General features: G+C 64.5%; 24 protein-coding genes and 2 pseudogenes. 1 reads left to right on the forward strand and 25 read right to left on the reverse strand.

Translation table 11 applies throughout. The features are described from left to right. Nucleotides 1-24: 24 nt before the first annotated feature. The 11 genes from ACQCSU_RS19445 to ACQCSU_RS19495 all read right to left on the reverse strand — a co-directional run bounded on the left by ACQCSU_RS19445 (nucleotide 25) and on the right by ACQCSU_RS19495 (nucleotide 9847). Nucleotides 25-1530 (reverse strand): FAD-dependent oxidoreductase, encoded by a 1506-nt coding sequence (locus ACQCSU_RS19445; protein WP_426976913.1) that lies wholly within the window; start codon nucleotides 1528-1530, stop codon nucleotides 25-27. Then, a complete protein-coding gene (locus tag ACQCSU_RS19450) occupies nucleotides 1527-1844 on the reverse strand; it encodes a (2Fe-2S)-binding protein (protein ID WP_426976914.1) in 318 nt (105 codons plus the stop codon). Before ACQCSU_RS19450 ends, ACQCSU_RS19445 begins: the two co-directional genes overlap by 4 nt. Then, nucleotides 1841-3025 carry an NAD(P)/FAD-dependent oxidoreductase gene (locus ACQCSU_RS19455; protein WP_426976915.1) on the reverse strand — a complete coding sequence of 395 codons (1185 nt, stop codon included), beginning with the start codon at nucleotides 3023-3025 and terminating at the stop codon, nucleotides 1841-1843. The genes ACQCSU_RS19450 and ACQCSU_RS19455 overlap by 4 nt, the downstream gene beginning before the upstream one ends. Further along, on the reverse strand, nucleotides 3022-3750 hold the full coding sequence (locus ACQCSU_RS19460; RefSeq protein ID WP_426976916.1) for a GntR family transcriptional regulator: 729 nt from the start codon (nucleotides 3748-3750) through the stop codon (nucleotides 3022-3024). Before ACQCSU_RS19460 ends, ACQCSU_RS19455 begins: the two co-directional genes overlap by 4 nt. Next, nucleotides 3747-4694: an ornithine cyclodeaminase family protein gene (locus ACQCSU_RS19465; RefSeq protein ID WP_426976917.1), complete on the reverse strand. Its 948-nt coding sequence runs from the start codon at nucleotides 4692-4694 to the stop codon at nucleotides 3747-3749. Before ACQCSU_RS19465 ends, ACQCSU_RS19460 begins: the two co-directional genes overlap by 4 nt. Next, nucleotides 4691-5692 carry a proline racemase family protein gene (locus ACQCSU_RS19470; RefSeq protein WP_426976918.1) on the reverse strand — a complete coding sequence of 334 codons (1002 nt, stop codon included), beginning with the start codon at nucleotides 5690-5692 and terminating at the stop codon, nucleotides 4691-4693. Before ACQCSU_RS19470 ends, ACQCSU_RS19465 begins: the two co-directional genes overlap by 4 nt. Before the next feature lie 99 nt (nucleotides 5693-5791). Then, the gene (locus tag ACQCSU_RS19475; protein WP_426976919.1) at nucleotides 5792-6697 is read right to left on the reverse strand and encodes a dihydrodipicolinate synthase family protein; all 906 of its coding nucleotides are present in this window, start codon (nucleotides 6695-6697) and stop codon (nucleotides 5792-5794) included. Between the two features lie 144 nt (nucleotides 6698-6841). After that, nucleotides 6842-7714, reverse strand: coding sequence for a substrate-binding periplasmic protein (locus tag ACQCSU_RS19480; protein ID WP_426976920.1), 873 nt, complete (start codon nucleotides 7712-7714; stop codon nucleotides 6842-6844). Between the two features lie 51 nt (nucleotides 7715-7765). Then, nucleotides 7766-8419 carry an amino acid ABC transporter permease gene (locus tag ACQCSU_RS19485; protein WP_426976921.1) on the reverse strand — a complete coding sequence of 218 codons (654 nt, stop codon included), beginning with the start codon at nucleotides 8417-8419 and terminating at the stop codon, nucleotides 7766-7768. Next, nucleotides 8416-9060: an amino acid ABC transporter permease gene (locus ACQCSU_RS19490; RefSeq protein WP_426976922.1), complete on the reverse strand. Its 645-nt coding sequence runs from the start codon at nucleotides 9058-9060 to the stop codon at nucleotides 8416-8418. The genes ACQCSU_RS19485 and ACQCSU_RS19490 overlap by 4 nt, the downstream gene beginning before the upstream one ends. Before the next feature lies 1 nt (nucleotide 9061). Continuing rightward, nucleotides 9062-9847 (reverse strand): amino acid ABC transporter ATP-binding protein, encoded by a 786-nt coding sequence (locus tag ACQCSU_RS19495; RefSeq protein ID WP_426976923.1) that lies wholly within the window; start codon nucleotides 9845-9847, stop codon nucleotides 9062-9064. Between the two features lie 219 nt (nucleotides 9848-10066). On the opposite strand from ACQCSU_RS19495, the pseudogene ACQCSU_RS19500 reads away from it, so the two are divergent. Next, a pseudogene (locus ACQCSU_RS19500) lies at nucleotides 10067-10475 on the forward strand (recombinase family protein); the annotation flags it as partial. 285 nt (nucleotides 10476-10760) lie between these two features. On the opposite strand, the gene ACQCSU_RS19505 reads toward ACQCSU_RS19500, so the two are convergent. From ACQCSU_RS19505 to ACQCSU_RS19570, 14 genes and pseudogenes are all read right to left on the reverse strand, one after another. Beyond that, complete coding sequence (locus tag ACQCSU_RS19505; protein ID WP_426976924.1) at nucleotides 10761-10955, reverse strand: hypothetical protein; 195 nt, start codon at nucleotides 10953-10955, stop codon at nucleotides 10761-10763. Between the two features lie 758 nt (nucleotides 10956-11713). After that, nucleotides 11714-12121, reverse strand: coding sequence for a hypothetical protein (locus ACQCSU_RS19510; protein WP_426976925.1), 408 nt, complete (start codon nucleotides 12119-12121; stop codon nucleotides 11714-11716). 136 nt (nucleotides 12122-12257) lie between these two features. Beyond that, nucleotides 12258-13856: a tyrosine-type recombinase/integrase gene (locus ACQCSU_RS19515; RefSeq protein ID WP_426979862.1), complete on the reverse strand. Its 1599-nt coding sequence runs from the start codon at nucleotides 13854-13856 to the stop codon at nucleotides 12258-12260. A gap of 47 nt (nucleotides 13857-13903) precedes the next feature. Beyond that, nucleotides 13904-14146, reverse strand: a complete 243-nt coding sequence (locus ACQCSU_RS19520) for a tyrosine-type recombinase/integrase (RefSeq protein WP_426979863.1) — start codon at nucleotides 14144-14146, stop codon at nucleotides 13904-13906. A gap of 88 nt (nucleotides 14147-14234) precedes the next feature. After that, a pseudogene (locus tag ACQCSU_RS19525) lies at nucleotides 14235-15059 on the reverse strand (hypothetical protein); the annotation flags it as partial. 164 nt (nucleotides 15060-15223) lie between these two features. Further along, nucleotides 15224-16150, reverse strand: a complete 927-nt coding sequence (locus ACQCSU_RS19530) for a PIN domain-containing protein (RefSeq protein WP_426976927.1) — start codon at nucleotides 16148-16150, stop codon at nucleotides 15224-15226. A 687-nt stretch (nucleotides 16151-16837) separates the two neighbouring features. Beyond that, complete coding sequence (locus ACQCSU_RS19535; RefSeq protein ID WP_426976929.1) at nucleotides 16838-17779, reverse strand: ribokinase; 942 nt, start codon at nucleotides 17777-17779, stop codon at nucleotides 16838-16840. 40 nt (nucleotides 17780-17819) lie between these two features. After that, nucleotides 17820-18572 (reverse strand): glutamine amidotransferase, encoded by a 753-nt coding sequence (locus ACQCSU_RS19540; protein ID WP_426976930.1) that lies wholly within the window; start codon nucleotides 18570-18572, stop codon nucleotides 17820-17822. A 13-nt stretch (nucleotides 18573-18585) separates the two neighbouring features. Further along, nucleotides 18586-19614, reverse strand: a complete 1029-nt coding sequence (locus ACQCSU_RS19545) for a phosphotriesterase family protein (RefSeq protein ID WP_426976931.1) — start codon at nucleotides 19612-19614, stop codon at nucleotides 18586-18588. Further along, entirely contained in the window at nucleotides 19611-20630 is a 1020-nt protein-coding gene (locus ACQCSU_RS19550; RefSeq protein ID WP_426976932.1) for an ABC transporter permease, read from the reverse strand. The genes ACQCSU_RS19545 and ACQCSU_RS19550 overlap by 4 nt, the downstream gene beginning before the upstream one ends. Next, on the reverse strand, nucleotides 20630-21385 hold the full coding sequence (locus tag ACQCSU_RS19555; RefSeq protein WP_426976934.1) for an ATP-binding cassette domain-containing protein: 756 nt from the start codon (nucleotides 21383-21385) through the stop codon (nucleotides 20630-20632). The genes ACQCSU_RS19550 and ACQCSU_RS19555 overlap by 1 nt, the downstream gene beginning before the upstream one ends. Nucleotides 21386-21390: 5 nt before the next feature. After that, the gene (locus ACQCSU_RS19560) at nucleotides 21391-22419 is read right to left on the reverse strand and encodes a substrate-binding domain-containing protein (RefSeq protein ID WP_426976935.1); all 1029 of its coding nucleotides are present in this window, start codon (nucleotides 22417-22419) and stop codon (nucleotides 21391-21393) included. A gap of 39 nt (nucleotides 22420-22458) precedes the next feature. After that, nucleotides 22459-23331: a carbohydrate kinase family protein gene (locus tag ACQCSU_RS19565; protein ID WP_426976936.1), complete on the reverse strand. Its 873-nt coding sequence runs from the start codon at nucleotides 23329-23331 to the stop codon at nucleotides 22459-22461. A 7-nt stretch (nucleotides 23332-23338) separates the two neighbouring features. Beyond that, nucleotides 23339-24181: a BtpA/SgcQ family protein gene (locus ACQCSU_RS19570; protein WP_426976937.1), complete on the reverse strand. Its 843-nt coding sequence runs from the start codon at nucleotides 24179-24181 to the stop codon at nucleotides 23339-23341. Between the last annotated feature and the right edge of the window lie 24 nt (nucleotides 24182-24205).

The raw sequence follows: 24205 nt of genomic DNA on the forward strand, positions 1-24205 counted from the left end.
GGAACGGGGTCAGTGGTATTGGTTTCAGCTGTCTGCAATGTCGAGGGAGGCGAGTTCGCCGATGCTGACGGGCGCGCCGAGCGGTCTCTTGGCGGCGTCTTTCAGGGACTGGGCGGAGGCCGAAGCACCCGGCCCGGCCCCAAGGCAGGCTGTTGCGAAACCGCAGACCCTGCCCTGGCACCAGCCCATGCCGGCACGGGTGAAGGATTTCAGGCTGCGGCTGTCGCGGGCCTCAAGCGTTTCCCGGGCCTCGGTGAGCTGGCCGGCAGTGACCTCCTCGCACCTGCACACGGTCGTGTCGGGTGTGAGCCATTCCTGCCAAGCGGCGGGCACCGGGTGGGCCCGGTGCATGGCCTCGGCGAAGCGCCGATGCCGTGCGGCGCGGGACGGTTCGGCGCGCGACGGTGCGGCGTAGGCCCCCGCGCCGGGCTCCCGGGCCGCTGCCGCTCCTGCCGTGAGACCTTCAATTACGGCCAGGGATGCCCCTCCGACGCCGGTGACTTCCCCCGCCAGGAACAGGCCGGGGATGCTGGACTCCTGACGCTCATCGACGATGCCGACAAGGGAGCCGTCGGCGTCGAGCCTGGTATCGGCGCCGAGGGCTACGGGCAGTTCCATCTGGGGAGTGAAGCCCCAGCCAAAGCCGACCACATCGACGTCGTCGTAGACGCCTTCGGTGCCGGGCCGGACCCTGCCGTCGGCATCGACCTTTGCCGTCCGCACGCCTGAGGCACGGTCCTGGCCGAGGATCTCGGTGACGATGCTGCGGGTACGGTACGGGATCCGGTGCCGGGCGAACACTGCTGCGTACTCGGCCCCTTCAAGGGCCTTCCCGGGAACTCCGGCGGCCGCGCGCAGATGCGGCAGCCATGCTGTCGGGGAGGAGGACTCGAGCACAGCAAGGACCTGGCCGCCGGCTTCCGCGATTCCGGCCGCCACCGGGAGCAGGAACGGGCCGGTGCCGGCGACGACGAATCTGCGACCTGGCAGTGTTCCGTTTCCTTTCAGGAAGGCCTGGATGCCTCCGGCGGCCATGACCCCGGGCAGCTCCCAGCCGGGGACCGGCAGCTGCCGGTCGTAGCCTCCCGGGCACAGCACCAGACGGCGCGCGACGACGGTCCGCCCGACGCCGGCGCCAGAGCCCGCTGGGCCGTTGCCGGACGCGTCTTCGGATCTTGCCCCGGCCACAGTTGGCGTCGTGCGCAGGGTGAAGCCGGCGTCGTTCTTCTCCGGCATCCAGACCTGGAGGCCGGGAAGGTAGGTGATTTGCCCACGGCGGCGCGCCGTGTCGAAGCGGGCACGGAGGTCAACGTAATTGCGCCAGCCATGGTGCCCGGCACCGTCTGGCTCCGGCACTACGGGCTCGGGGCGATGGCGCCAGAACTGCCCGCCCGGCTGGGCGCCGGCGTCCACAACTGCGACCAGGGCCCCTGCCTCGGCGGCCGCGACGGCCGCGGCCAGGCCGGCGGGTCCGGCGCCCACGACGGCTACGTCAGCCTTTACGAGGCCGCCAACCTCGCCAGGGCTCACGGCCGGCCTCCCTCAGCATGAGGGTACGAGCCGTCAATCTGCATGCCATCACTTACTTCAACGAGGCACGCACGCTGGTTGGCCGCGCCGTCGACGGTGACAAGGCAGTCGAAGCATACGCCGATTCCGCAGAATAACCCGCGCGGCCTCTCTCCCTTGCGCGTGCTCCGCCAGGCGGTGATGCCATGGGCCACCAGGGCGGCGCCGACGCTCTGGCCGGGTGCAGCCTTGAGCGGGCGGCCGTCGAAGCGGAGGGTTAGTTCATCGGTAGACCCGCCGGGCGTCTCTGCCGCGCTCTGTGCCTGGGTGCTCATGCGGTAGCCTCCTGGTGATGTGTCGGGGTGGGATCAGCCGCCAAGCCGAAGCGGGCCGGCGCGAAGGGGGAAAGGTCCAGATCCGGGGACTGGCCGGCCAGGGCCTGGGCCAGGAGCTTGCCGGTTCCGGCGGACAGGCCGATGCCGGCGCCCTCGTGCCCGGCGGCGTGCCATAGCCCGGGGGCGCGCTCATCGTGTCCGATCACCGGCAGGTGGTCCGGGCAGTATGGGCGGAAGCCGTGGTAGTGGCGGATGGCCTTGACGTCCTCAAGAAAAGGGAAGAGGGCGGTCGCGTTGCGGGCAAGCAGGCGCAGTGCGCTGGTGCTCACCGAGCGGTCAAAGCCCACGCGCTCCCGCGTCGAGCCGATCAGGATGGTTCCTCCGGGGGTGCTCTCAACCACGGGCGAGGCCTGCAGCCCGGCGTCTGAACTGCCGACGTTGTCGATGTATTCCGCCGCGTAGACCTTGTGGTGGACCATCGGCGGGAGCGGCTCGGTGACCAAGACGAAGCCCCGTCTGGGCAGGACCGGTACGTTGACGCCGGCCAGTGCGGCGAGTTCCCCCGCCCAGGTGCCGGTGCAGTTCACGACGGCGCCGGCGGCGAAATCCCCTCGAGGGGTCCGCACACCGGTCACGCGGTCGCCGCTGCGCAGGAAACCCGTCACGGGCGTCCCCGCCAAGAAGCGGGCCCCCGCCTCGGTTGCGAGTCGGACGAGGTGGGCCGCGACGAGCATCGGCTGGACCTGGCAGTCCTCGCGGTAACTGGCCCCGCCAAGGGCCTCGGGGGAAATATGCGGCTCTGCTTCCCGTAGCGCATCGCGGTCAAGCTCCTCGACGGCGACGCCGTAGCCGGTCTGGACGGCCATGACGCGGTGAAGGGAGGCGAGGCTGCTTTCGCGGGAGGCCACGATGATCCCGCCCTTGGACTCAAATTCCCAGAGCTTCTTGTGCTCGCCCAGGTCTCCGTGCCATACCTCCAGGGAGTAGCGTGTCAGTTCGAGTTCGGGGCCGAGTTCCTTGTCCGAGACCAGAATGTTCCCCTCGCATGCGGAGGATGTGCCGCTGGCCGGCAGGCCCTTGTCCAGGACTGTGACGGTCAGGCCCTGCTGCGCGGCGAAGTACGCGGTGGCCGCACCGACGACTCCGGCGCCAATGACGAGTACGTCGCTGGCTGCGTTCATGGCTGTTGCTCCTGGTCTGGTTTTTCGTGCTCACCGGTGGCCCAGAGGCCGCGGGCGTGGCCGATGTGGCGGCGCATGAGCTCGCGTGCCGCCGGTCCGTCGCCTGATTCAATGAGGTTGAGCAACTCGTGGTGTTCTTGGGCCGAGTCGGCCAGGCGGTCGCTCTCGCTCAGCGTTTTGAGACCGTACATCCGGGTGCGTGCGCGAAGACTGGTCGCGAGCTCAACGAGCTGGTTGTTGCCGGTGTAGCGCAGAAGCTCGGCGTGGAAATCGCGGTCGGCGGCCAGATATGAGGCCAGGTCCCCCTCACGCGCTGCGTTGACGATGGCGTCTGCCATCGAGCGAAGTGTGGTGATGCCTGAGGGCGGGACGGTCCCGGCAATGTCGGCCATCACGGGAGGCTCAAGGAGCAGCCGGATCTCCGAGAGCTCGTCGAGCTCACGGTCGCTCATGCTGGTGATGCGGAATCCCTTGTTCTTCATCGTCTCGACCAGGCCTTCGCGGGTCAGATCCATCATGGCTTCCCGCACGGGCGTGGCCGAGACGCCGAAGGCCGCGGCCAGGGCGGGCGCAGAGTACAGGGTGCCTTCCTTGAGCGTGCCGGCGATGATGGCGGTGCGCAGAGACTCTGTGACGGATTCGCGCAGGCTGTACTGGCGGCCGAGCGGTGCTATCGGGAGTTCGTTGTTGACTGACACGGTGAGAACTCCTTGTGCGGTCTTCATGGCGTGCTTCTTCCTTCTTCATACACCACGGCGGCCGTGACGAGGTCTTCCCATGCCATGCCAACGCCGGCGTACAGGCACGGCCGGCCGGGCGTGCGATTAAACCGTCCGGTGACCAGGTCTTGAAGGTTGGCGGGACGGATGGCTTCCCACTCCTGGACGGTTCGGGCCGGGATCAGGTCTCCGGCCTCGCGCCAGGCGGAGGCGCGTCCCTCCACGACGACGTCGCTGCGGCGCACGAGTGCGGCGTCAACCTCGCGCGCGTCCAGTCCGTGCTGACCCACCGCGGCGACCACGGCTCCGGGGGCCACCAGTCTGCCGTCGAAGAGCGGAGTGCGCGAGGAGGTCGTGCAGAGCACGATGTCCGCGTCGGGCACCTCTGCGACGGTTCCCGGGCGGAGCTCGATGTCCTCGGTGGCCAGCTGCGCGATGAGCGTCCGCACGCGCTCGGGGCGCAGTCCGACGACTGAAAACTTTGCATCGGGGATGACCGCGTTCGCCGCACGAACGTGGTTGAGTGCCTGGGTTCCGGCGCCGAACACGAGCACCCGGGGAGGCTCCGGGGCGCCGCCGGACGCGGCGCCCCGGATATGCTTTACGGCCAGGAGCGTGGTGGCAGGCGTGCGGATTGCGGTGAGTTCGTTGCCGTCCATCACAGCCAGCGGCGCCAGGGTGCCGGAGTCGACGAGGAGATAGACGCCTTGGATCTTCTCCAGTCCGCGCGCGGGGTTGCCCGGGGCAACGGTGAGGGCCTTGATGCCGCTGTAGCTGCGGCCGACCGCCGGCATGAGGAGGAATGCCCCGCCCGGGGCGGGGCTGAAGAGCCTCGGACTGTCCTCCTCCGGATCCACGCCGTTCCGGAGGGCCCGCTCCAGGGCCGCGATCGCCGTCGTCCACGGGGCGGCCGCGCGAACGGCCGCCGCATCAAAGTAGGGAAGGCTCACAGCAGGAACCCTGCTGGAAACGGATCGGTGGGATCGAGGAAGTACTGCGCCGTGCCGGTCAGCCACGCCCTGCCTGTCACTGTTGGGACAACGGCCGGCCGGCCGGCCACCTCGGTCTCCTCGATCAGCCTGCCGGTGAAGCGCGAACCGATGTAGGACTCGTTGACGAAGTCGGCGCCCAGGGCGAGCTCGCCGCGGGCGTGCAGCTGAGCCATCCTGGCGCTGGTGCCGGTGCCGCACGGTGAGCGGTCGAACCAGCCCGGATGGATGGCCATGGCATGGCGGGAGTGCTCGGCCGTGGAACCGGGAGCCTTGAGGTAGACGTGGTGGCAGCCGCGGATGTCGGCACGCTCGGGGTGCACGGGCTCGTCCGCGGCGTTAATGGCGTCCATGATCGCGAGGCCGGCCTTGAGCAGGTCATCCTTGCGCGAGCGCTCAAAGGGCAGTCCGAGGCTGTCGAGGTCTACGATCGCGTAGAAGTTCCCGCCGAAGGCCAGGTCATAGGCGACGGTGCCGTAGCCGGGGACTTCCACCGTGGCATCGAGCCGGTCCACGAAGGAAGGGACGTTGCGCAGCGTGACCGACGCCGCCCTCCCGTCCTCGACGGATACTTCGGCGATCACCAGGCCGGCCGGCGTGTCCAGCCGCACCGTCGTGACCGGCTCGACCACCTCGACCATTCCGGTCTCCACCAGCACGGTCGCGACGCCGATGGTGCCGTGCCCGCACATGGGCAGGAGCCCGGACACTTCAATGAAGAGGACGCCGAAGTCCGCATCCGGCCGTGTGGGCGGTTGGAGGATGGCCCCGCTCATGGAAGCGTGGCCGCGCGGCTCGGTCATGAGGAGGGTGCGGATCCAATCGCAGTGCTCCATGAACCACAGGCGGCGCTCCGCCATGGTGGCGCCAGGGATCGTCCCGATGCCGCCCGTGATGACGCGCGTGGGCATGCCCTCGGTATGCGAGTCCACGGCGTGGAAAATGCGGTTGGTTCTCATCGGGTACTCCTTGGGTTCCTGTGGTGTCGGATCCCGGTGCGGCGCGCGGCGCCGCACCGGGAAGGCAGGCTTGGCCTGGAATCTGGCGTGGACCTGAGGTTACTTGTAGCCCTTGGCGAGGGCCGCCTCGGTGTCGCGGACGACGGCGTCGCGCACTGCTGCGCTGAGCGGTCCGCGCGGCGGGCGGCAGACGCCACCGCGCAGGCCCACGACGTCCATGGACAACTTGATGGCCTGGACGAATTCCGTCTTACTGTCCCAACGCAGCAGGGAGTGCAGATCACAGTAGATCTCACGGGCGCGCTCCAGATCCGAGACGTCGCCCGAGGTGGAGAGCCGGTAGAGCTCGAGGGTGGACTCCGGAATTGCGTTGGGGTAGCCGGACACCCAGCCGACGGCACCGGCCAGGCCCATCTCGACTACGGTGTCGTCGGTGCCGATGAGCAGATCGACCTCGGGGGCCAGCTCCTTGATTTCGTAGGCGCGGCGCACGTCGCCGGTGAATTCCTTGACGCCGACAATGAGGCCTTCGCCGTGAAGGCGGGCAATGAGCTGCGGGGTCAGGTCCACCTTGGTGTCGATGGGGTTGTTGTATGCCACGATCGGCAGCCCGACGGCGGCAGCGCGGCGGTAGTGGTCCACCACCTCGTCGTCGTTGGCCCGGTAGGCGTTCGGAGGGAGCAGCATCAGCGAGCTGGCTCCGGCCTCGACGGCCTGCTCCGCCCACTTCAGCGTCTGCAGGCCCCCGTAGGCGCCCACTCCTGCCATGACGGTGAAGCCCTCGGGCGCCGCCTCGACCGCCGTCGTGATGACGCGGGCGCGCTCTTCCTCGCTCAGGGTCTGGTATTCGCCCAGGGAGCCGTTGGGGGCCACACCGTCGCAGCCTGCACTGGCCAGGAACTGGACGTGTTCGGCATAGGCGTCGTAGTCGATGCTCAGGTCGTCGTTGAACGGCAGTGCTGTGGCGACGAGTACGCCGTGCCAGGGCTTGCGGGTTTCGGTCATGATCATGTCCTTTCGTGGGGCACACGCGGCGCCGTCATTGTGTTGCCGTGAGCTGCCTCACAGCCAGTCTACCATGTGACATTGCACAGGTGGTCTAAATGTGGTGCCGGGCCGAAGCCCGGCACTCTGGGTCGGTCGGCGGGGTCAGCTTGCGGGAACCACGTACTGCTTCGAGGCAACCTTCCCGAGCCCCTCGGACAAGCCGGCGTCGGTCAGGAGCTTGGTGATGGTCCCATCCCCGCGCTGTGCGGTGATGCCGGCGTCGAGCGCTTCGCGCAGGCTATTGTTGCCCTTGGTCATCGGGAAAGCGGCCTCGGGTGCGTTGGCGATTGCCCCCACCCGCGGGTCCGGCTTCTCATTCGCAAGCGCCACCTTGACGCCGGCGACATCCTTGAACTGGAGCACCTGCACACCATAGGCGTCGACGTCCGCGTCGAGTCGGCCGGCGTCGAAGTCGGCCTTGAGCTCAACACTGCTTGGGTAGGTGACAAGCTTGTCGCCCAGGATCTTCTTGAGGTCTTCAACCCACAAGTAGCCGTCGATCGTGCCCACCTTGTTCATCTTCTCAAGGTCCGTGACGGTGGTGGCGCCGGTCTTCGAGGTGATGCCCATGCCGTCCAGATATGTGGAGGCGGAGAAGTCAACGGCCTTGAGGCGCTTCTCGGTTGCGTCGATCGTGCCGACTGCCAGGTCGATGTTGCCGCCGGAAATGGACTGGACGGCATCCGCGTAGGTGGCCTGCTGGTAGGCCGGTTCGAGGCACTCGTCCTTGGCGATCTTGTTGACGATTGCGATGTCGATGCCGTTGGGCTTGCCGCTGTTGTAGCTGCTGAACGGCGGGATATCGATGACGCCCACCGTGAGCTTGCCCGGGGCGACGGTCTGGATTCCCGAATGCTGGGGTGTGCACGACGATGTGCTCGCATTCGTGGATCCGCCGCACGCCGTTAGTGCGAGGCCGAGGGTGATCGCGGTGGCAGTCAGGATGCCGGCGCTCTTGAGGGGGTGCGTTTTCATGGTTTCTCCTGGGTGTGTTGGGGATGGTGCGGAGTAGGTGGGGTGGAACGGTCAGGTGTGGCGGCCCATGCGCTTCTCGAAGAAGACGGTGATCCACGTGGCCGGCATCGAGATGACGGCATAGCAGAGGCCAGCGAGGGTGAAGATTTGCAGGTAGTTGAAGTCCTGGCTGCCGATGTTGTAGGCCGTCTTCATCAATTCAGGGACGGCAATGCCGTAAGCCAGCGACGTTCCTTGGAATACCTGGATCGCGACGCCCATCAGTCCGGGGATCGCTGAGCGCATGCCTTGCGGCATGATGACCCGGAAGAAGGTGTCGCGCTGCGACAGGCCTAAGGCGTTGGAGGCCTCCTGCTGTCCGCGGGCCACGGACTGGAGGCCCGCTCGCATGATCTCGCTCGAGTACGCTGCCGAGTTCCAGGTGAGGGCGAGGCATGCGGCTGTGATGCTCTCGAATGCGATCCCGAACTTCGGCAGGCCGTAGTAGAAGAGGTAGAGGATCACCAGGGCCGGTGCGCCGCGGCCGATCTCGACGACGGCGAGTCCGAGAGTACGGACGGCCAGGTTCTTGGCGGTCACCATGAGGCTGAGGCCCAGACCCAGCGGATAGCCGAAGAAGATTGAGATGCCTGCGATCAGGAGGCTGACGCCGAGGCCGGACATCATCTGCGGGAGGTAGCCCACCCATTCTGTAAGCCAAGTCATGCGTAGATGGCCTTCCTCATGCGGGAGTCGAGTCGACGGGACAGATAGGCAACCGGCAGGCTAAGCACGATGTAGAGGACGCCCACGATGATGTAGGGCAGGATCCCCTCGACCGTGGGGTGCTGCCGTGCGAAGGCCTGGGACTGGAACACCATCTCGGTGACGATGATCGTCGAGGCGATCGAGGAGTCCTTGAGCAGGCCGGTCAGGTAGGTGGCGATGGACGGGGATACGATGCGGAAAGCCTGCGGGGCCAGCACACCGAAGAACGTGGCCGCCGGGGCCAGCCCCAGGGCGTGTGACGCCTCGCCCTGACCTCGGGGGACAGACTGCAGACCGCCGCGAAAGATCTCGGCCAGGTAGGCCACGGAGACAATACCGAGGCCGACGATGGCCGCGCTGACCGGGTTGAACTTGAAGGTGCCGATCTGGATGCCGAACTTGAGCAGGAACAGCCACACGATGATTGGCACTCCCCGGACAAGATCAACGAAGAGCCGGGAGGCCAGCCTCACCGGCAAATTCGATGATGACAGTCCGATGGCGAGGGGAACGGCACCGACAATGCCGATGGCGAACGCCGACAGGGTCAGCCCCAGGGTCATGGGCAGCCCCTGCAGGACGGCGGAGAGCGCATCCATGTCAGCGCTCCAGCACGGCGCGCAGGAAGCGGCGGGTACGGGCCTCCTGGGGATCGCTCATGATGGCCCGCGGATCGCCTTGCTCGATGATCTTGCAGTCGGCCATCACGACAAGCGTGTCCGAGACGTCACGGGCGAACTGCATCTCGTGGGTTACAACGATCATCGTCATCCCATCTGCTGCCAGCTCGCGCATCACGGCCAGGACTTCAAGCCCCACCTCGGGGTCGAGGGCTGAAGTCGGTTCATCGAAGAGCATGATGCCCGGGTCCAGGGCCAGAGCCCGCGCGATGGCAATGCGCTGCTGCTGACCTCCGGAGCACCGGCCAGGATGCTGGCCCGCTTTCTCCTTCAGGCCCACCCGCTCAAGCAGCTGCATCGAACGCTCATCGGCTTCCTCCTTGCTGCGGCCAAGAACCTTCTGCTGCGGAAAGCTGATGTTCTTCAGCGCGGACATGTGCGGAAAAAGGTTGAAGGACTGAAAAACCATGCCGACCGTGCGCCGCAGCGCGGCAAGGTCCGGGGCATTGACGTCTTTACCCGGCTGAATGGTGTGTTCGCCCACCTGGATGGTGCCGGAGTCAGGCCGCTCCAGGAGGTTGATGCACCGAAGGAATGTGCTCTTGCCGGCGCCGGAGGGGCCAATGAGCGCCGTTACCGTCCCGGGCTCGACGTGCAGGGAGACATCGTCAAGGACGACGTGGTCGCCATAACGCTTTGAGATATTGTCCAGCTTGATGCCGGTACGGGGGGCGAGCTTGCCGTTCGCGATTTCTGAAAGGGTCATAGCGATCTTCCATGTGTGGACTAGGTAAACACGGTCCCTGTGGGCCGTGTCACATCATATGTGCAATGGTACATGACACTATCGGGCGTGTGAAGACTTTTATTTAGCTGCCATTTTCCGAAGGACTGCACGGGTGCCTGACGTCATGTGCACTTGCTGGTCTTGTCACCAGCGGACCGCACGGAAATCCCGAAGGTGTCTGCACAATCCGTCGTTCGTATGGGGAACTGGCGAGGACTGCGTGAAGCACTGGGAGCGAACTGTGCCTGCGATACCTTCGTTGTCACCAGCTCGACCGGTTGGCCGGCTCTGTCCTGGACGCCCGCGAGATAGCCGATGAACTCTGGCCGTGGGAACAAGCTCAGCATCGGCGGATCCGTCCATGACCCGAACGATCCAACGGGAAAGCTGCTGTTCAATGCTTTGGCGATGGTTGCCGAGATTGAAGGGGATCTCATCTGTGCCCGCACACGGGAGGGGATGAAAAGTCGCCAAGGCCAAGGGCCGGCTGCGCGGGAAGAAACCCAGGCTCTCCATCGGCCAGGAGCCCCGCCTCGTGAAGCTGCACGCGGCCGGCGATCACACCATGTCAGAGTTGGCCGAACTGTTCTCCGTTGGATGCTCCACCGGTCGAGGGCACGGCAATAGCGGTGGACCCAGTCGGGACGTGAGGCCCAGCACCGCCGAATGCTGGGGAGCGTCCCACACCCTAGGTTCTCTCGGGGTCCTGCGTGACTGCGGCAGGGAACATACCTCGTTTGTGCAGGTCAGGCGTCGTCGGGCGCCACTCTGGCGTGGGCCACAGGTGTGGTCCTAGTGTTCACACCCGTCGGAGTGTGGCCGGTTGAGCCGGGTCATCAGCTCGCGCTGGGGCAGTCCCGCCGGCCAGTCCCACAACGGCACCTCCGGCTGTTCAGGAATCTGCGCTTTTGAAGCTGAGTGTGTCTGCTCCGCTCTTCCACTGAAGGGTGTCCTGGCTGAAGGTCATTTCTACCGGACGTTTCAGGAATTCCAGGACCCACTGGTCTTGCCGGCCGAGCTCCTCCGGGCACCCTATAGCGCCGATGGCAAGGTCACCGGCGGTCATGGCGTTCCCGGCGATTTCCACTGGCCCGCTAATGGGCGCGCAGTTGGTCCTCACGCTCAGGTAAAGGTCCCCAGTTACGGAGTTCAGCTGGACCCTGAGGCTGCCCGACGCCACCCACGGCAGATTCCTTCCACCCGCTGTTCCGGAAGTGCTCGTATAGATGGCACACGGGGCCGATGGCAGGAACGCCGCACATGTTTCCTGGGGCGGGGTGGAGCTGGTCGGGGAGGCAGCGGAAATCACAGGGATGGTCGGGGCGGGACTGAGGCTGGTCGAGGAAGGAGACGATACGGAAGGACCTTGTCCGTCCGAAGTCTGGGCTCCGCAAGATGTCATTAGTGTGCCGATCAAGACGAGAGGAACACCATAGTTCCAGGCCCCAGTGCGCTTCATTGTGCTCCCTTGAAGGTGGACGCTGCTGGGAGCCTATACGCACGCAGCGGCTTTGTCTTGAAGCTGGCCCAGAGGCCGTGTCACCAGAGGTGGATCCGCTGACTGTTGTAGCCACAGCCGCGCTCGGCTGACACGAGTGTGGCTTGGTCTTCGCGAACGCCCCATACCGGTCCCGGCCGCGCCTTCACCAGACAGACGAAGTCATGCGTTCGTCTCCACCCGTAGGACATTGCCAAGGGCTTGTGGGACTCCGGCAACGTCCCACGGCCTATCCACATCCCAGGTCACCTCGGGGTCCGACGGGACTCCGGCAAGGGAAGAGACCTCGATTGTGCAAGTTAGGCGTCGTCGAGCGCCACTCTGGCGGGGGCCACAAGAGTGTGGTCCTAGTGATTGCACCCGTCGGGGTGTGGCCGGTTAAGCCGGGTCATGAGCTCGCGGTTGGCTGCCCGTGCCGCGTCGAGCTCGTCGTCGCGTTCTGAGAGTTGCCGGTGTTGTTCTGCGGTGTGTTGTTCCAGCTCGGTGACGCGGCGGTGCAGACGGTCGACATCGTCGGGGGCTCCGAGGCCGGACTCTCGCCACACCTGTTCGCCGAGATGCTCGGACAGGCGCTGGCGGAGTTGGGCGTTTTCGCGGGTCAGGCGCGTGATGCGGTCATGAGCGTTGGCCAGGTCGGCTACGAGGGATGGCCTGCTGACGCAAGGGCCTCTGGTGCTGGCGGTGGTTGGTTCGGCGGCCTTGAGGAGTACCGCGGCGTGAAGATCGCGGTGGCGATAGAGGAAGCTGCGGTCCACCCCGGCGCGGCGGGCGATCGCGGAGATGCTTTTTCGGTGCCCAGATGGACAGCTTGCTCAAGCGCGGCGAGAACACGTTGCCGGCATCGTGTGCTGTGGGCTTGCCGGGCCGCGGCGATGCCGTTGGTGTTATTGTTCACGGTCTCTCCAGTCCCGCGCTGGTATCGGGCTTGCCCCTGATGGCAGGCATACCCAGACTGGTGACCTGGCGGGTACGCCGAACGGCCGAAATGGCGGCGGCGATGTCGGCTTGTTCGGCGGGGGCGAGCTGTTCAAGATGTTCCCCGACCCGGTGCACGAGTTCTTTCACCCGGCGGATTTCTTCCTCTGAGGGTAAAGCTTCTGTTCTGGCCCAGTTTTCGAGATCGGTGGTGGCCAGCACGCGTTCGCGGTCACGGAGCAGGTCATGCAGGTATGCCTTCAACTCGGGCAGGTGCGAGGGATCGGTGTGGAAGTGATCGCAGCCGACGCAGCGAAACCGGAATGGACAGGACCCACCCCCTGCCTGGACGTTGGAGGGTTCGTGACAGTTGCCGTAGGGCACCGATACCTGGCCGAGCGTGTGGCGCGCGTGCTCGTCTTCGAGTAAAGCCTGGGCGTCTCGCCAGAGGTGGTTGCCGTGCCGGTCAAACCGGTGGTCGGCCAGCCGGTCGACCGCGGCACGGCGGCGTTTCTCGCCGACCTGGTAATAGGTCTGAGTCGAGCTCAACAGCTCGTGGCCCATCAGCTCGGCGAGTACATCGAGCGCGACGCCGGCGTCGGCGTGCCGTTGCGCGTAGGTGTGCCGATAGGAGTAGGGCGTGATCGTGGTCAGGTCGTAGCTGCTGCCGTCGGAGCGCCGGAGAGGAGAGGGCAGCGAAGCGATCCAGCCGCGGTGGGCCCGGCCGATGCGATGCCGGGCCATCGGACGCCGGCCGTCCGGGTCTTCGTCAGAGGGCAGCAGAACCAAGGACGCCGGGTTGCTGTCGGGGAACCGCTCCCGGATTGCTTTCTGTTGGGTGGTGATTAGCTCGGCGGTCGCCTGGGTGATCGGAAGCCGTCGGCCCGGCCTGTTGTTCTTGAGGTCGTCGTAGACCAGGACATAGTTCTCGTCGTGGTCGCGGTCTATGCAGTCCCAAGGCAGGTTCAGGATCTCGCCGGGACGGCGGCCTGTGTCGATGAGCAACTCGATCGCAACAGCCAACCCTTTGGGCATGCGCGTGCGCAGCAGCGGCAGGGCATCGCAGAGCTGGGCGAGGATCTCGGGAGGCAGCGACCGGTTTGGAGTTTGCCGGTCGGGGCGCCGGGGAATGTCCTCGCGCCGGAACGCGAAGTCGTCAGGCAGCCCGCTGAGCGGGTCACCGGCACGGGTCAGGCCGAGCAGCCGCATCTGACGCAGCGCATGATGAGCCTTTCGACAGCTCAGGGATCGGGACAACGCGGTGATCTTCTCGCAATGCTCCAGGTAGGTGAGTCGCTGCAGAAACAACTCAATGTCAGGGCGGCCGAGGTCACGGATGATCAGGCCGCGGTCGCTTCGATGGGCGCGCAAGCTCTCTGAGAGCCCCGCCAATGCCGCCACGTGGGCTCTCAGCACCGTGGTGGCGCCCTCGCCCCGACGATGTATCAGGTCGTGTATCGCCCACCGTTTCGCACCCTCGCGTAACCACGGTTGGCTTATCGCCGTGAAGTCCAACCGTCCGCTGTGGCCAAACAAGGACATCGCCCAAATGTCCTTGGCCTGTTCTGCCTCCAACGGGTCCTCGTGCGTCGGCGTGACCAGAGCACGGGCTGGCACGGCGGTCACCTCGTCACGTTCCCGGTGACGTGGCGGCCCGGGGCTACCCGCTCCACCGCCGCGCGCAACCGCTCCGGTGCCGGATGGACATACACCTGGCTCGAGCTGATCGAGGCATGGCCGAGGAGCTCTTGGACCTCGTCGATGCTCCCGCCGGCGTCCAGGACGTTGCTGGCAAACCCATGACGCAGCGCATGCGGGTGCACGGCCGGATCCAGACCCGCCCGGCGGGAGGCCGCGGCCAGCAGCTACCGCAGCGGGAGTCATCGGCGCGCCGATGGGCGCCCGGAACAGGTTCACGAACAAGAAATCGCTCTCACCTGCCGCGGTATTCATGGCTCTCTCGGTGAAGTACTGGTCGTGGGCATACACGACCAGCGAATCCACCGGGACGATCCTGGAGTGCCGCGATTTTGCCCACGCGCCGTTAGTGTTCTGCCTCCGCACCACGTGCAGGTGAGATCCGGGGAAGCGACAGCCCAAGGACGATGAGTCGACCAGGAAATGGACGTCCTCACGCCGCAGTCCAACCAGCTCGCCGCGACGCAATCCAGCCCGCGCGAGCAGCATCACCAGCAGCCGGTCACGCGCCGAGAGGCATGCCCTCAGCAGCGCGAGGACATCTTCATCGCGGGCCCGGTCAGGCCGTTGCCTGATAGCAGGAACCCTGTGCCGGGCCTTCATCCGCAGCCTCCAGACGCCGTCCTCGCCGCGCGCCTCAGCCGGCAGATCCTGGCTATTGGCAAGCTCATAAAGATGACCCAGCACTCCTCTCGGAGCGTCGCCGTGATCCACCGCGAAGGCCAGGAAGCCCCGCACCCCTGCGAGCACGCAGTTGATCCGCCGCGGTCCTCGGACCGCAGTCTCGACCGCGCCGCCGGTTGTTGTCCCCGGCTGCGACGGGGAGTGGCGGAGCCACAACACGAACGCCGGCATCTTCCCCGCAGCGGCCCGCCAGTCTTGCCCGGTGGCCGCGCACCACGATAGATAAAGTGCGACCGCGCCCGCATAGGTCTTAGTCGTCGACTCGGCAGCATCACGCCCGAACCGTAAATACCGCAGATATGCATCCGCCACAGAAATGACCAGCAGGTCCTCGCCGATCACTGTCCAGTAGCGCATTCCAGAAGGCATCTGGACCGGAAAAGTTCGCATAGTCATCTCCTACGCCAATCATGAACGCCATCACGACGAACACCTGACCGACACACGGAGAGAACCCGTCGTCCACCAAGCAAGCGATCCAACTTGTGCCACAGTCCACCACAGGTGGTCGGACCCCTATAGAACCAAGGTAGTGAGACGCCCCTACTCGGGCGCGAGGCTCAGGTGTCGAGGAAGTCCCATTCGGCCCCAAGAACCCATCTCAGCGCCGAGAGCTTTCCGTTGAGCATTCCCCACTCAAAATCGGTATAGGGGCCCAACGTCTCACCATACTCGGCTTCTACACGCTCCATAGGTGGTCCAGCCACTTTCGTGTACCTGGCCAAGCCCTTGGTGTCCTCGGCCTCCTCAAGTTCATAGATGCGGTTCAGCTTCCGCTGGTACCAGACCCGGTCGAATAGTTCCTGCTCCCATTTCTGGATTTCAACTAGCAGACGGGGATTCTCAACAAAGTCCGATTCATCCAGCATCTCGGTCAATTCATCGCCAAAGTGATCCCGTAACGTCGACTCAAGACCATCGAAGCCGAGCGCGTACATCGACCCCTTGTGAGCGAATACAGACTCAAGATCCTTATGCGGTTGCCTCTTGTCGCCGTTGTCCAAGGAGAAGTCGTGCGAGTTACTCGTCACGAAGGCGTGGGGATCCTCGGCAAGATCAGCTTCCGAAGTCGCAGAAATGTACAGCTCGATAAGAAGTGCGTCCGCAACGCTGTTCCGAGAGCGATGAAAAGGGGACTTCTTATCCAAGCCCCGCTTGACGACCCGGCCGTTTTCAACGCCGGTTGGTTCCAGTCGAATACCGGCTTGAAGCAGTTCAAAGATGTCATCGAAATTCCGGGTCGTCATGGCTCCGATGAGAGGAATATGGTGTGCCAGGCCATCGAGAGCGTTCAGGGCCTGTTCGAGGTCTTCGCTGTCGTACGTTGCTCCAATATCTGTCCGCAGGAGTCGAAAGAGATCTGCCACTCGAGTCGTCATTGCTTGTTCCGCACGAGGACGGTTCCGCTCAAATTCCTCTATGACCACTTGGGTACAAGAAGTCGGAGATCGCCTTGGCGGATGAACTGATGTAAGGCAACGATCCATTTTTGGCCATCACGTCGGGCCGCGAGATCCAGCCAGGTCGAAGTATCAACAAAGAGGTTCAGCACGGCCCCACACTAGCGGTTGGGGACCGTCGGGGGCACGCCCATCCGGTGATTCCCTGTCTTCTCAGAACTCGGTTCATGACACTGGCTCGACTGGCTCTATTTGAGAACTATTTTCGAGATGCGCAGTTCAGGTGACGACTCTCTTCGCAGCGACCATTTTCCCGCTGCTGCACTCCTCCTCGCCGAAGCGAACGGCACGGAAGCGGAGTGTCGTATACAGGGCACCCTCACCGGACAGTTCACCAGGTCGGCCTTTAGTGACGTTCCCAGAAGTTAGGGACAACGGCGCAGATTAGCAGGGGTGACCGAGAAGCCCACCGCAAGCGACTGGGCAGCAATGGCGGCAGACCCGTTGGCCTGGACAAAGATGCCTACAAATTCCGGATCTTTGTCGAGAGGGCGTTCAAAGTATTCAAGCAATGGCGCGGGCTTCCCACATTAGGACGAAGCTGTGGAACTCGTCATTTCCTCGGGCCGTCCGATCGCGCAGGTCACGCCGGATATTGGGGTGAATGAGGGGACGCTGGGGACAGATGAGGAACACCGGGAGCCCCGGTGAACCCCATCCGCCCCCTCACCAAGCCTGGGACCCTGCAAGAGGACCGAGCAGGCCTTCTGAGAGTCAGTGCGGCAGTGTCGTCATGTGGGGAGTGTTCCAGGGATAAGACGTCTGCGCCCCGTGCGCTTGAACGGATTCCGCGGCTGCCCGGACGGCCAGCGTGCAGGCTTGGATGAGGGTGAGACCGCGGGCGAGGCCTGCTGCGGCGGTGCCGACGAATGCGTCCCCGGCGCCTGTAGTGTCAACAGCATCGACGGTCGGTGCCAGAAGATGCTCGATGCCGCCGGCGCCGGCGATAATCGCGCCATCGGATCCCAATGTGACGACCGCAGAAGGCACCCCGGTATCGATGAGGGCCTCCGCCAGGGACTTGCCGAGTCGTATCGCGTCGCCGGACGCGGCAGGGATTTCGGCGGAGAGCAGGCTCAGCGCCTCGGCTGCTTCATGCTCGTTGACGATCAGTGGATCAGCCAAGCGGAGGGTTTCCGCTGCAACACCGATGACCGGTGCCAGATTCAGGATGACGCGCGTGTCCGTGCCGGCTATGGCGTGGACGGCGAAGTCGACGGTGGTGGCCGGAATTTCGCCCTGCACTATGACGACGGCGCAGTTCATCAGTTCAGGCAGTGCGGCTTCCACCATTGCGGTGTCGACCCTGAGGTTGGCTGCCGGGACTACGATGATGTTGTTTTCACCGGCCCGATCGACGGCGACCACCGCCATCCCGGTGGGGCCCTCCAGGGCGGCCACATGGCAGAGGTCAACGTTTGCCTCTCGAAGCAGCGAAGTGGAAACCCCGGCGTTGCCATCGGTTCCGACGGCGCCCACCATGAGAGTCGGTACTCCCTGCCTTGCAGCGGCCACGGCCTGATTGGCGCCTTTGCCGCCCGGAGAAAGCGTTCCGCCTTCACCCAGAACCGTCTGCCCCGGGCGGGGGAGCCGGTCAACCAGCAGCAGCAGATCCACGTTGATGGATCCAATTACGCCTACGCGTTCCTGTTTCATTCCGTCCTTCCCGCCCCTTCAACTGATATGCGGACTGGGATTAGATGTCCTTGGATACCCAGCGGACGATTCCGCTGAAGATCTCCTGGTAGCCGCTCCAGTCCTCGCAGAACGCCTTCGGCGCCCAGTGCGGGGAGCAGTCGGAGGTGAAGACGGCGCTTCGGCCGGAGCCCTGCTCGGACAGGGCAATCAGCGGGTCGCCGTTGATGGTGGCGACCAACTCGGCTCCCGCCTTGAGTACGGTTCGGTTGTAGCCGAGCAGGGCCGGCCATTGGCCGCCTGCGCTGCCCAGTACCGGATGGCCGGCCCTTTCTACGTTTGCACACATGCCGGCGGGCAGTTCCCAGCGGTCATCCTCGGCCAGCATCTCTACCGGCAGCACCTCCGCGAGGGCGGTATTGCGGAAGGCCGCGCGGGCCTGGAAGCCGGAGAAGGAGAGGTAGCCTCCGATCATGACCAGTCCGCCGCCGTCGCGGGTCCAGTCTGCCAGCGCCTGAAGCCGGTCCATTCCTGGTGTGAAGAGTTCGAACACGCCCGGTGCGAGCTGAATGGAATTGGCGCCGATATCCGAGAGGATGATCACGTCGTATCGCCCGAGGGCTTCAGCGGAACCAGGGAAGTCCGTGGGGACGATGTGGCCCGGCATATGGGTGACTTCGTGGCCTGCTGCTTCGAGGGCCTTCTTCAGCGGACCGACGCCCTCAACGTAGGAGTGGACGGAGAATTCGTCGACACCTTTGACATGAGTGGAGGTGGTCATCCAGCTTTCGCCGGCAATTAGTACTTTTGTCATGATTCCTTCTGGGTTATGAGGTTCGGGCATTGTGGAAAAGGGCGGCCGGGTTGTCCCTCATGATTCCGGCGATGTGCTCGACTGAGATACCGCGCTCAAGGAGCCGCTGGGGAAACGCGAACGGAACGTAGCTGAAGCCGTTGCCGCCGTATCTGGTGAGCATTCCCTTAAGGAATACGTCGTGGCTAAGCATGATCCGCTCGTGGTGAGAGCCTTCGATCAGTCGGGCGATGGCGTCGGCCGCTTGTGCCGGGCTAGGAGATGCGCCTTCGCTGGCGAAGTTGTAGGGCATCCCGATCATGTCGAAGCAGAGATAGGCGCCGCGCGCGGCCAGTTCGTCTTGATACTGCGGATCGTCGAAAGACGGATCCATATGGCATAGGACCACGGCCTCGGGCCGGACTCCGATTTCGTCTAGGACGATATCCAGGATGCGGTGGCCCAGCCGCATCCAGCCCGGCAAATGGATGAACAGCGGGACGCCCAGCGTTTTCTGGGCCTGTGCTGCGGCCCGGAGCGACTTCTCCTCTGCCACGGTGAACAGCGGGGATACGCCGATCTCGCCGATGACCCCGGGTTTGATCCCGTCGCGCTGGAAGTCCTCCATGATCAGCGCTGTCAGTTCCTCCTCGGAAGCGGATAATTCGGCCGGAGATTGGAATTTTTGCAGGTATGAGCCGGAGCCCATGACGACGTTGACATCGGCGGCCACCGAGTACGCTTTCAGCGCCGCGGGATTGCGTCCGAGCCCGGGCGGGGTGAGATCGATGACCGTACGGCCGCCCATGCTGCGGAAGGAACGCAGGTCCTCCACGATGGCGTCTGCGTCCGTTAGGCCGCAGTTGTCCCGGCTGTTGTAGGGATGTTCGCGCAGCAGCCAGGCCAGTTCCGCAGTGACAGGTCCCTCCAGGAGTTCCCTGATGTTTTGATCCGGTGCCGGAGTGTAGGCACCGGTCAGGTCATTGGCCAGATGCTCGTGGGGCAGGACCAGGCCGAGTTCGGTGTGCTCGATGGTGCCGGTAACGGTCTGGACTCGGGTCATTTGTTGCCGCTCAGCTTCGCCAGCAGGTCGGAGAGCTTCTTACCGCGCATATTGATCCAGATGGCTACGAGTAGCACCAGGCCGGTCACGATGGGGGTTATGAACGGGCTCATGCCCACCAAGGTGAGGCCGTTGGCGATTAGGCCGGTCAGGATCGCCCCGATCAGGGTACCGACGACAGTGCCGCGGCCGCCGAATAGGTCCGTTCCGCCGATGACGACGGCGGCGATTACCGTCAGCTCCAGGCCGACGGCGGAGTTCGCGGACCCGGAGCCGAGACGGGCGGCAATCAGTACACCGGCAATCCCGGCTGCAAGGCCGGAGAAAGCCAGTGCCCACATCTTGATCGCCTTGGTGTTGACTCCGGCGCGGCGGGTGGATTCCTCGTTGGAACCGATGCCGGTGATGTACTGCCCGAAGCGCATCTTGTGCATTAGTACCAGTCCTGCGGCGAATACCAGCAGACCGACCCAGGCCAGCCAGGAGATCCCGAGGAAGGAACTGGAACCGATCTGGCGCATGACCGTGTTTTCGCCGATCGGAATGGAGAAGCCTTCGGTGGAAAGCAGCGCGAAGCCTCTGATGACGGACATCGTGGCCAGAGTAACGATGAAGGAGGGGATGCCCTGGTAGCTGGTCAGGTAGCCGTTGATCAGGCCCCAGCCCAGACCCATGATGCAGGAGAACACCATGACGAGGGAGGAGTTCATGCCGGTACTGATCAGTTCTGCGGAGGTTGCGGCGATAAAGGCGGCGATGGCACCGACGGAGAGATCGATCTGCCCGGCGGTGATGACGAATGTCATGGCCACACCAATCACCAGCACCGGAGCAATCTGGGTGGCCAGATTAGAGAGGTTCGCCAGGGACAGGAACGCCGGGCTGGCGATGGCAAAAACTGCAGCGATCAGCACCGTGACGACACCCATGAGGAGTGTCGGCTTGTTCGATCGCTCCAGCCATGAGGGCGTTTTCGTTCGAAGGATGGCACTGTGGGCTGTCTTGAGAGTGGTCATTAGGATGCCTCCGGATACTGATCGTCGGCTCGGGTGATCATGGCGACGAGCTTTTCAATGTTTAGTTCCCCGATCGGCCTGTCATCGACGCTGCGCCCCTCGTACATGGCAGTGACCCGGTCGCAAACCCGGAAGATGTCCTGCAGGCGGTGGGTGATCAGGATGACGCCTACCCCTTCTTCGGCGACCTTGCGGATCAGTCGCAGCACGGATTCCACTTCGGCGACGGCCAGAGCCGCCGTCGGCTCATCAAGGATGAGCACATCGGGTTTGAAGGAAACGGCCCGGGCGATGGCCACCGTCTGGCGCTGGCCGCCGGAGAGGGTGCCGATTTCCTGATATGTGGACTTGACCCGGACATGCAGGTCTTCAAGTACCTTGGCGGCATGTCCGTGCATGGCGTCCCGGTCCAGGAACCGCCCCTTCATGGGCTCGCGGCCTAGGAAGAGGTTGCTGGCCACATCCAGGGTGTTGCACAGCGCAAGGTCCTGGTAGACAATTCCGACGTTTTCCTTCCGCGCATCGCTGGGGCTTGAGAACTTTACGGACTTGCCCCGGATGAGGATCTCCCCCTCATCGTGTTGTTCGGCGCCGGCCAGGACTTTCATCAGGGTGGACTTGCCGGCGCCGTTGTCGCCGACGAGCCCAAGCACTTCACCGCGGCGGAGCTTCAGATCCACACCCTGCAGCGACTTCACGGGGCCGAATGATTTCTTAATCCCACGCAGTTCGACGAGGAGTTCGTTTGCGCTCATGGCGGTCACTTCTTGAGGTAGTACATGTAGTCGCCGACGTTATCCGGTGTGACGATCTGGGTGGGCACGGGGATGTTCTTCTCCACCGTCTTGCCGCAGCTCAGCTCAATGGCGGCTGTCATGGCATCGTATCCGAACTTGAAAGTGTTCTGTTGGACGACGCCTTTGACGTACCCAGCCTTCAGCCCGTCAACGGCGGGTACGGAGAGGTCCCAGCCGACCACGTTGATGCGGTCCTGGGCCATCTGGTTTTTCACGCCGGCCACAAGGCCGATCAGGGCCGGTTCGCCGGTGGCATAGACGTATTTGAGGTCGGGGTTGCCGGTAAGCAGATTTTCGGCGGAGGTCTGAGCCGTTTCCTGAACGTTCTTACCGTCGACAACGGTGCCCACCGTCATACCCTTGGCCCTGATTGCCTCTTCGAAGCCCTTCTGTCGTTCGAGCTGGATAGTGGAGTTCAGGGCGCTGACCACCCCCACCTTGCCAGTTCCCTGTACCTGCTTGGCCAGAAAATCGCCCATCTGCGCTCCGCTTTCGGCGTTGGAGGTGCCGACTTGTGCGGAGACGGACGGGTCCTTGACTATGGCATCCACAGCGACGACCTTGACGTTGGCCTTGCTGGCGGACTGGAGCGCGGGTTTGATCCCTTCGGTGTCTATCGCTGCCACGACTACAGCCTGGACCTTCTTGGCCACCAGGTTGTCTACCGCGTTGGCCTGCTGGGTCGGGTCATCGTTCCCGCTGACGATCTGCAAGTCCACGCCGGCCTTGTCGGCGATGGTCTGCGCGCCGGTGTTGATCTGGTTGAAGAACAAAGCCTGCAGGTTGGGAGTTACCAGGCCGATCCGCAGTTTTCCGCCGTCCGGAGCCTTGCAGGATTCAGGAAATCGCTCCGGCTGGGGGATTACGGCCGAAGCCGCGGCGGCGCTTCCATTGCCGGTAGGAGATTGGGAGGCCGTTGACGGGGCGTCGCAGGCGGCAAGTGCCAACGCCAGGGCGGCGACGGAAAGGGCGGCAGTTATTCGCTTATTCATCTGTGATTCCTTTTCTCGATGACTGGTGCCAGATGTGAGTTAGTACAGTTCCAAAAAATCCGTCAGTTCACGGCGCGTGGGGGCCGCGCGGGCTCCGGGATGCCGGCAGGACAGGGTCGCGGCGGCTGCGCCGGTGGTCGCGGCGTCGACGGCGGTCGCGCCCCGCGCCAGTTCCGCCAGGTACACGCCGGCAAAGCAGTCCCCTGCCCCCGTATCATCGGTGACGCTGACCGACCGAACCGGGATTTGGCGGGCCTGATGGCCGGGCTCCAGGACAGTCAGGCCCTGCGCCCCGCGGGTTACGACGATTGTTGTCCCCTCCGTCGCGGCCAGCTGATCCAGCGCCTCAATGGTGAAGCCGCAGGCCTCGCTGAAGATGCGGCTGCTGCCGATCAGATGTTGTGCGGCGCGTGCCGCACGGATCACTTGATCAGCCTCGGTACAGCCGTCGACGTCGACGACCAATGCAGCTGGCGCATTCGTCGGCACCCAGAGACTGTCCCAGCGGTAGCCGTCCACATACACCCAGTGCTGCTGCGTGCGATCGAGCCGGTTGAGGACCTGCCTGAGGTCCTCAACTGTCAGAGCGTCATCTTGGCTGATGACGGCGCGTTCGCCGCTGACATCCAGGAGAATTACAGCATGCGTCAGATACGCATCCGTGCGGGTCCAGTCGGTCGAGACCCCCTCGCGCCGCAGGCCGGCAAGGAAATCCGAGGATTCAGCATCCGATCCCACCACGCCCGCGAAGGTGGGTGTGGCTCCAAAGCGGGCCGCGGCCACGGCGGCGTTGGCGGCCATGCCACCGTCGTGCTGCCGGATGAACCGCGCGTGCCGGCGTTCGCCGACGCCGGGCAGTTCATCCAGCTGGATGACGATGTCCCGGTTGGCGTAGCCACAGAAGACAATCATGGTGCCCCTACAGTCCTGCGGCGCGGGCCACGGCGGCCACCTTGGAGGACTCCGCGCGGCCCCACCAACGGCCGTTGTCCTTCACGGAGGAGGCAACGATGGCGCCATTGCACTCATCCAGCAGCTGGTCGACGTTGGCCTCGGTGATGCCCGAGCCGATGATTACCGGAAGGACGGTGCTTTCCCGGATGCCCCGGACCTCCTCCACGCTGGCGGCATCCCCGGTCCGGGACCCGGTGGCAATCAGAACATCAGCATTGAAGAACTCTGCGTCTTCGGTCTGTTCGGCCAGCGTCCGGTCCGCGACGATGGCGTGGGCGCCGTGTTTGACGTGCACATCGGCGAAGACCTTGACACCCTGTGCCTGGATCCGGGCGCGGTAACGGGTGGTGCGGGCGGCCTGACCCTCGATGAAACCCTCGTTGGCGACGTAGGCGTTGGCCCATTGGTTGACCCGGATCCAGCCGGCCCCGGCCGCATGTGCTGCGGCCACGGAACATTCGCCGGCATTGGAGAGGATGCTGACTCCCACCTGCGGGCCAAATTCCTCGACTACCCGGCGCGTAATGACGGCCATGGCCGCCGCCGTTTCATAGCCGTGTTCGCCTGGTTTCTGGAAAGGGATGTCCCAGTGATTTTCCACGATGACGCTAGTGAAGCCGTTACGAAGATAAGTCCTTGATTCCTCCAGCCCGAATGCTGCAATCTCTTCCACCGGCTGGCCCATGTACTGGGGACTGCCGGGCAGAGGAGGAAGGTGCACGGCGCCGATCAACACCCGGTCCGCGGCGAAGAGTTCCGCCATTGCGGACCTCTTGGGTGGGTACACGCCGAGTTTTACCGCCTGCATCTATGCCTCCTGGGAACATGCTGA

Source organism: Pseudarthrobacter sp. O4, from assembly GCF_050157025.1.
GTDB lineage: Bacteria > Actinomycetota > Actinomycetes > Actinomycetales > Micrococcaceae > Arthrobacter.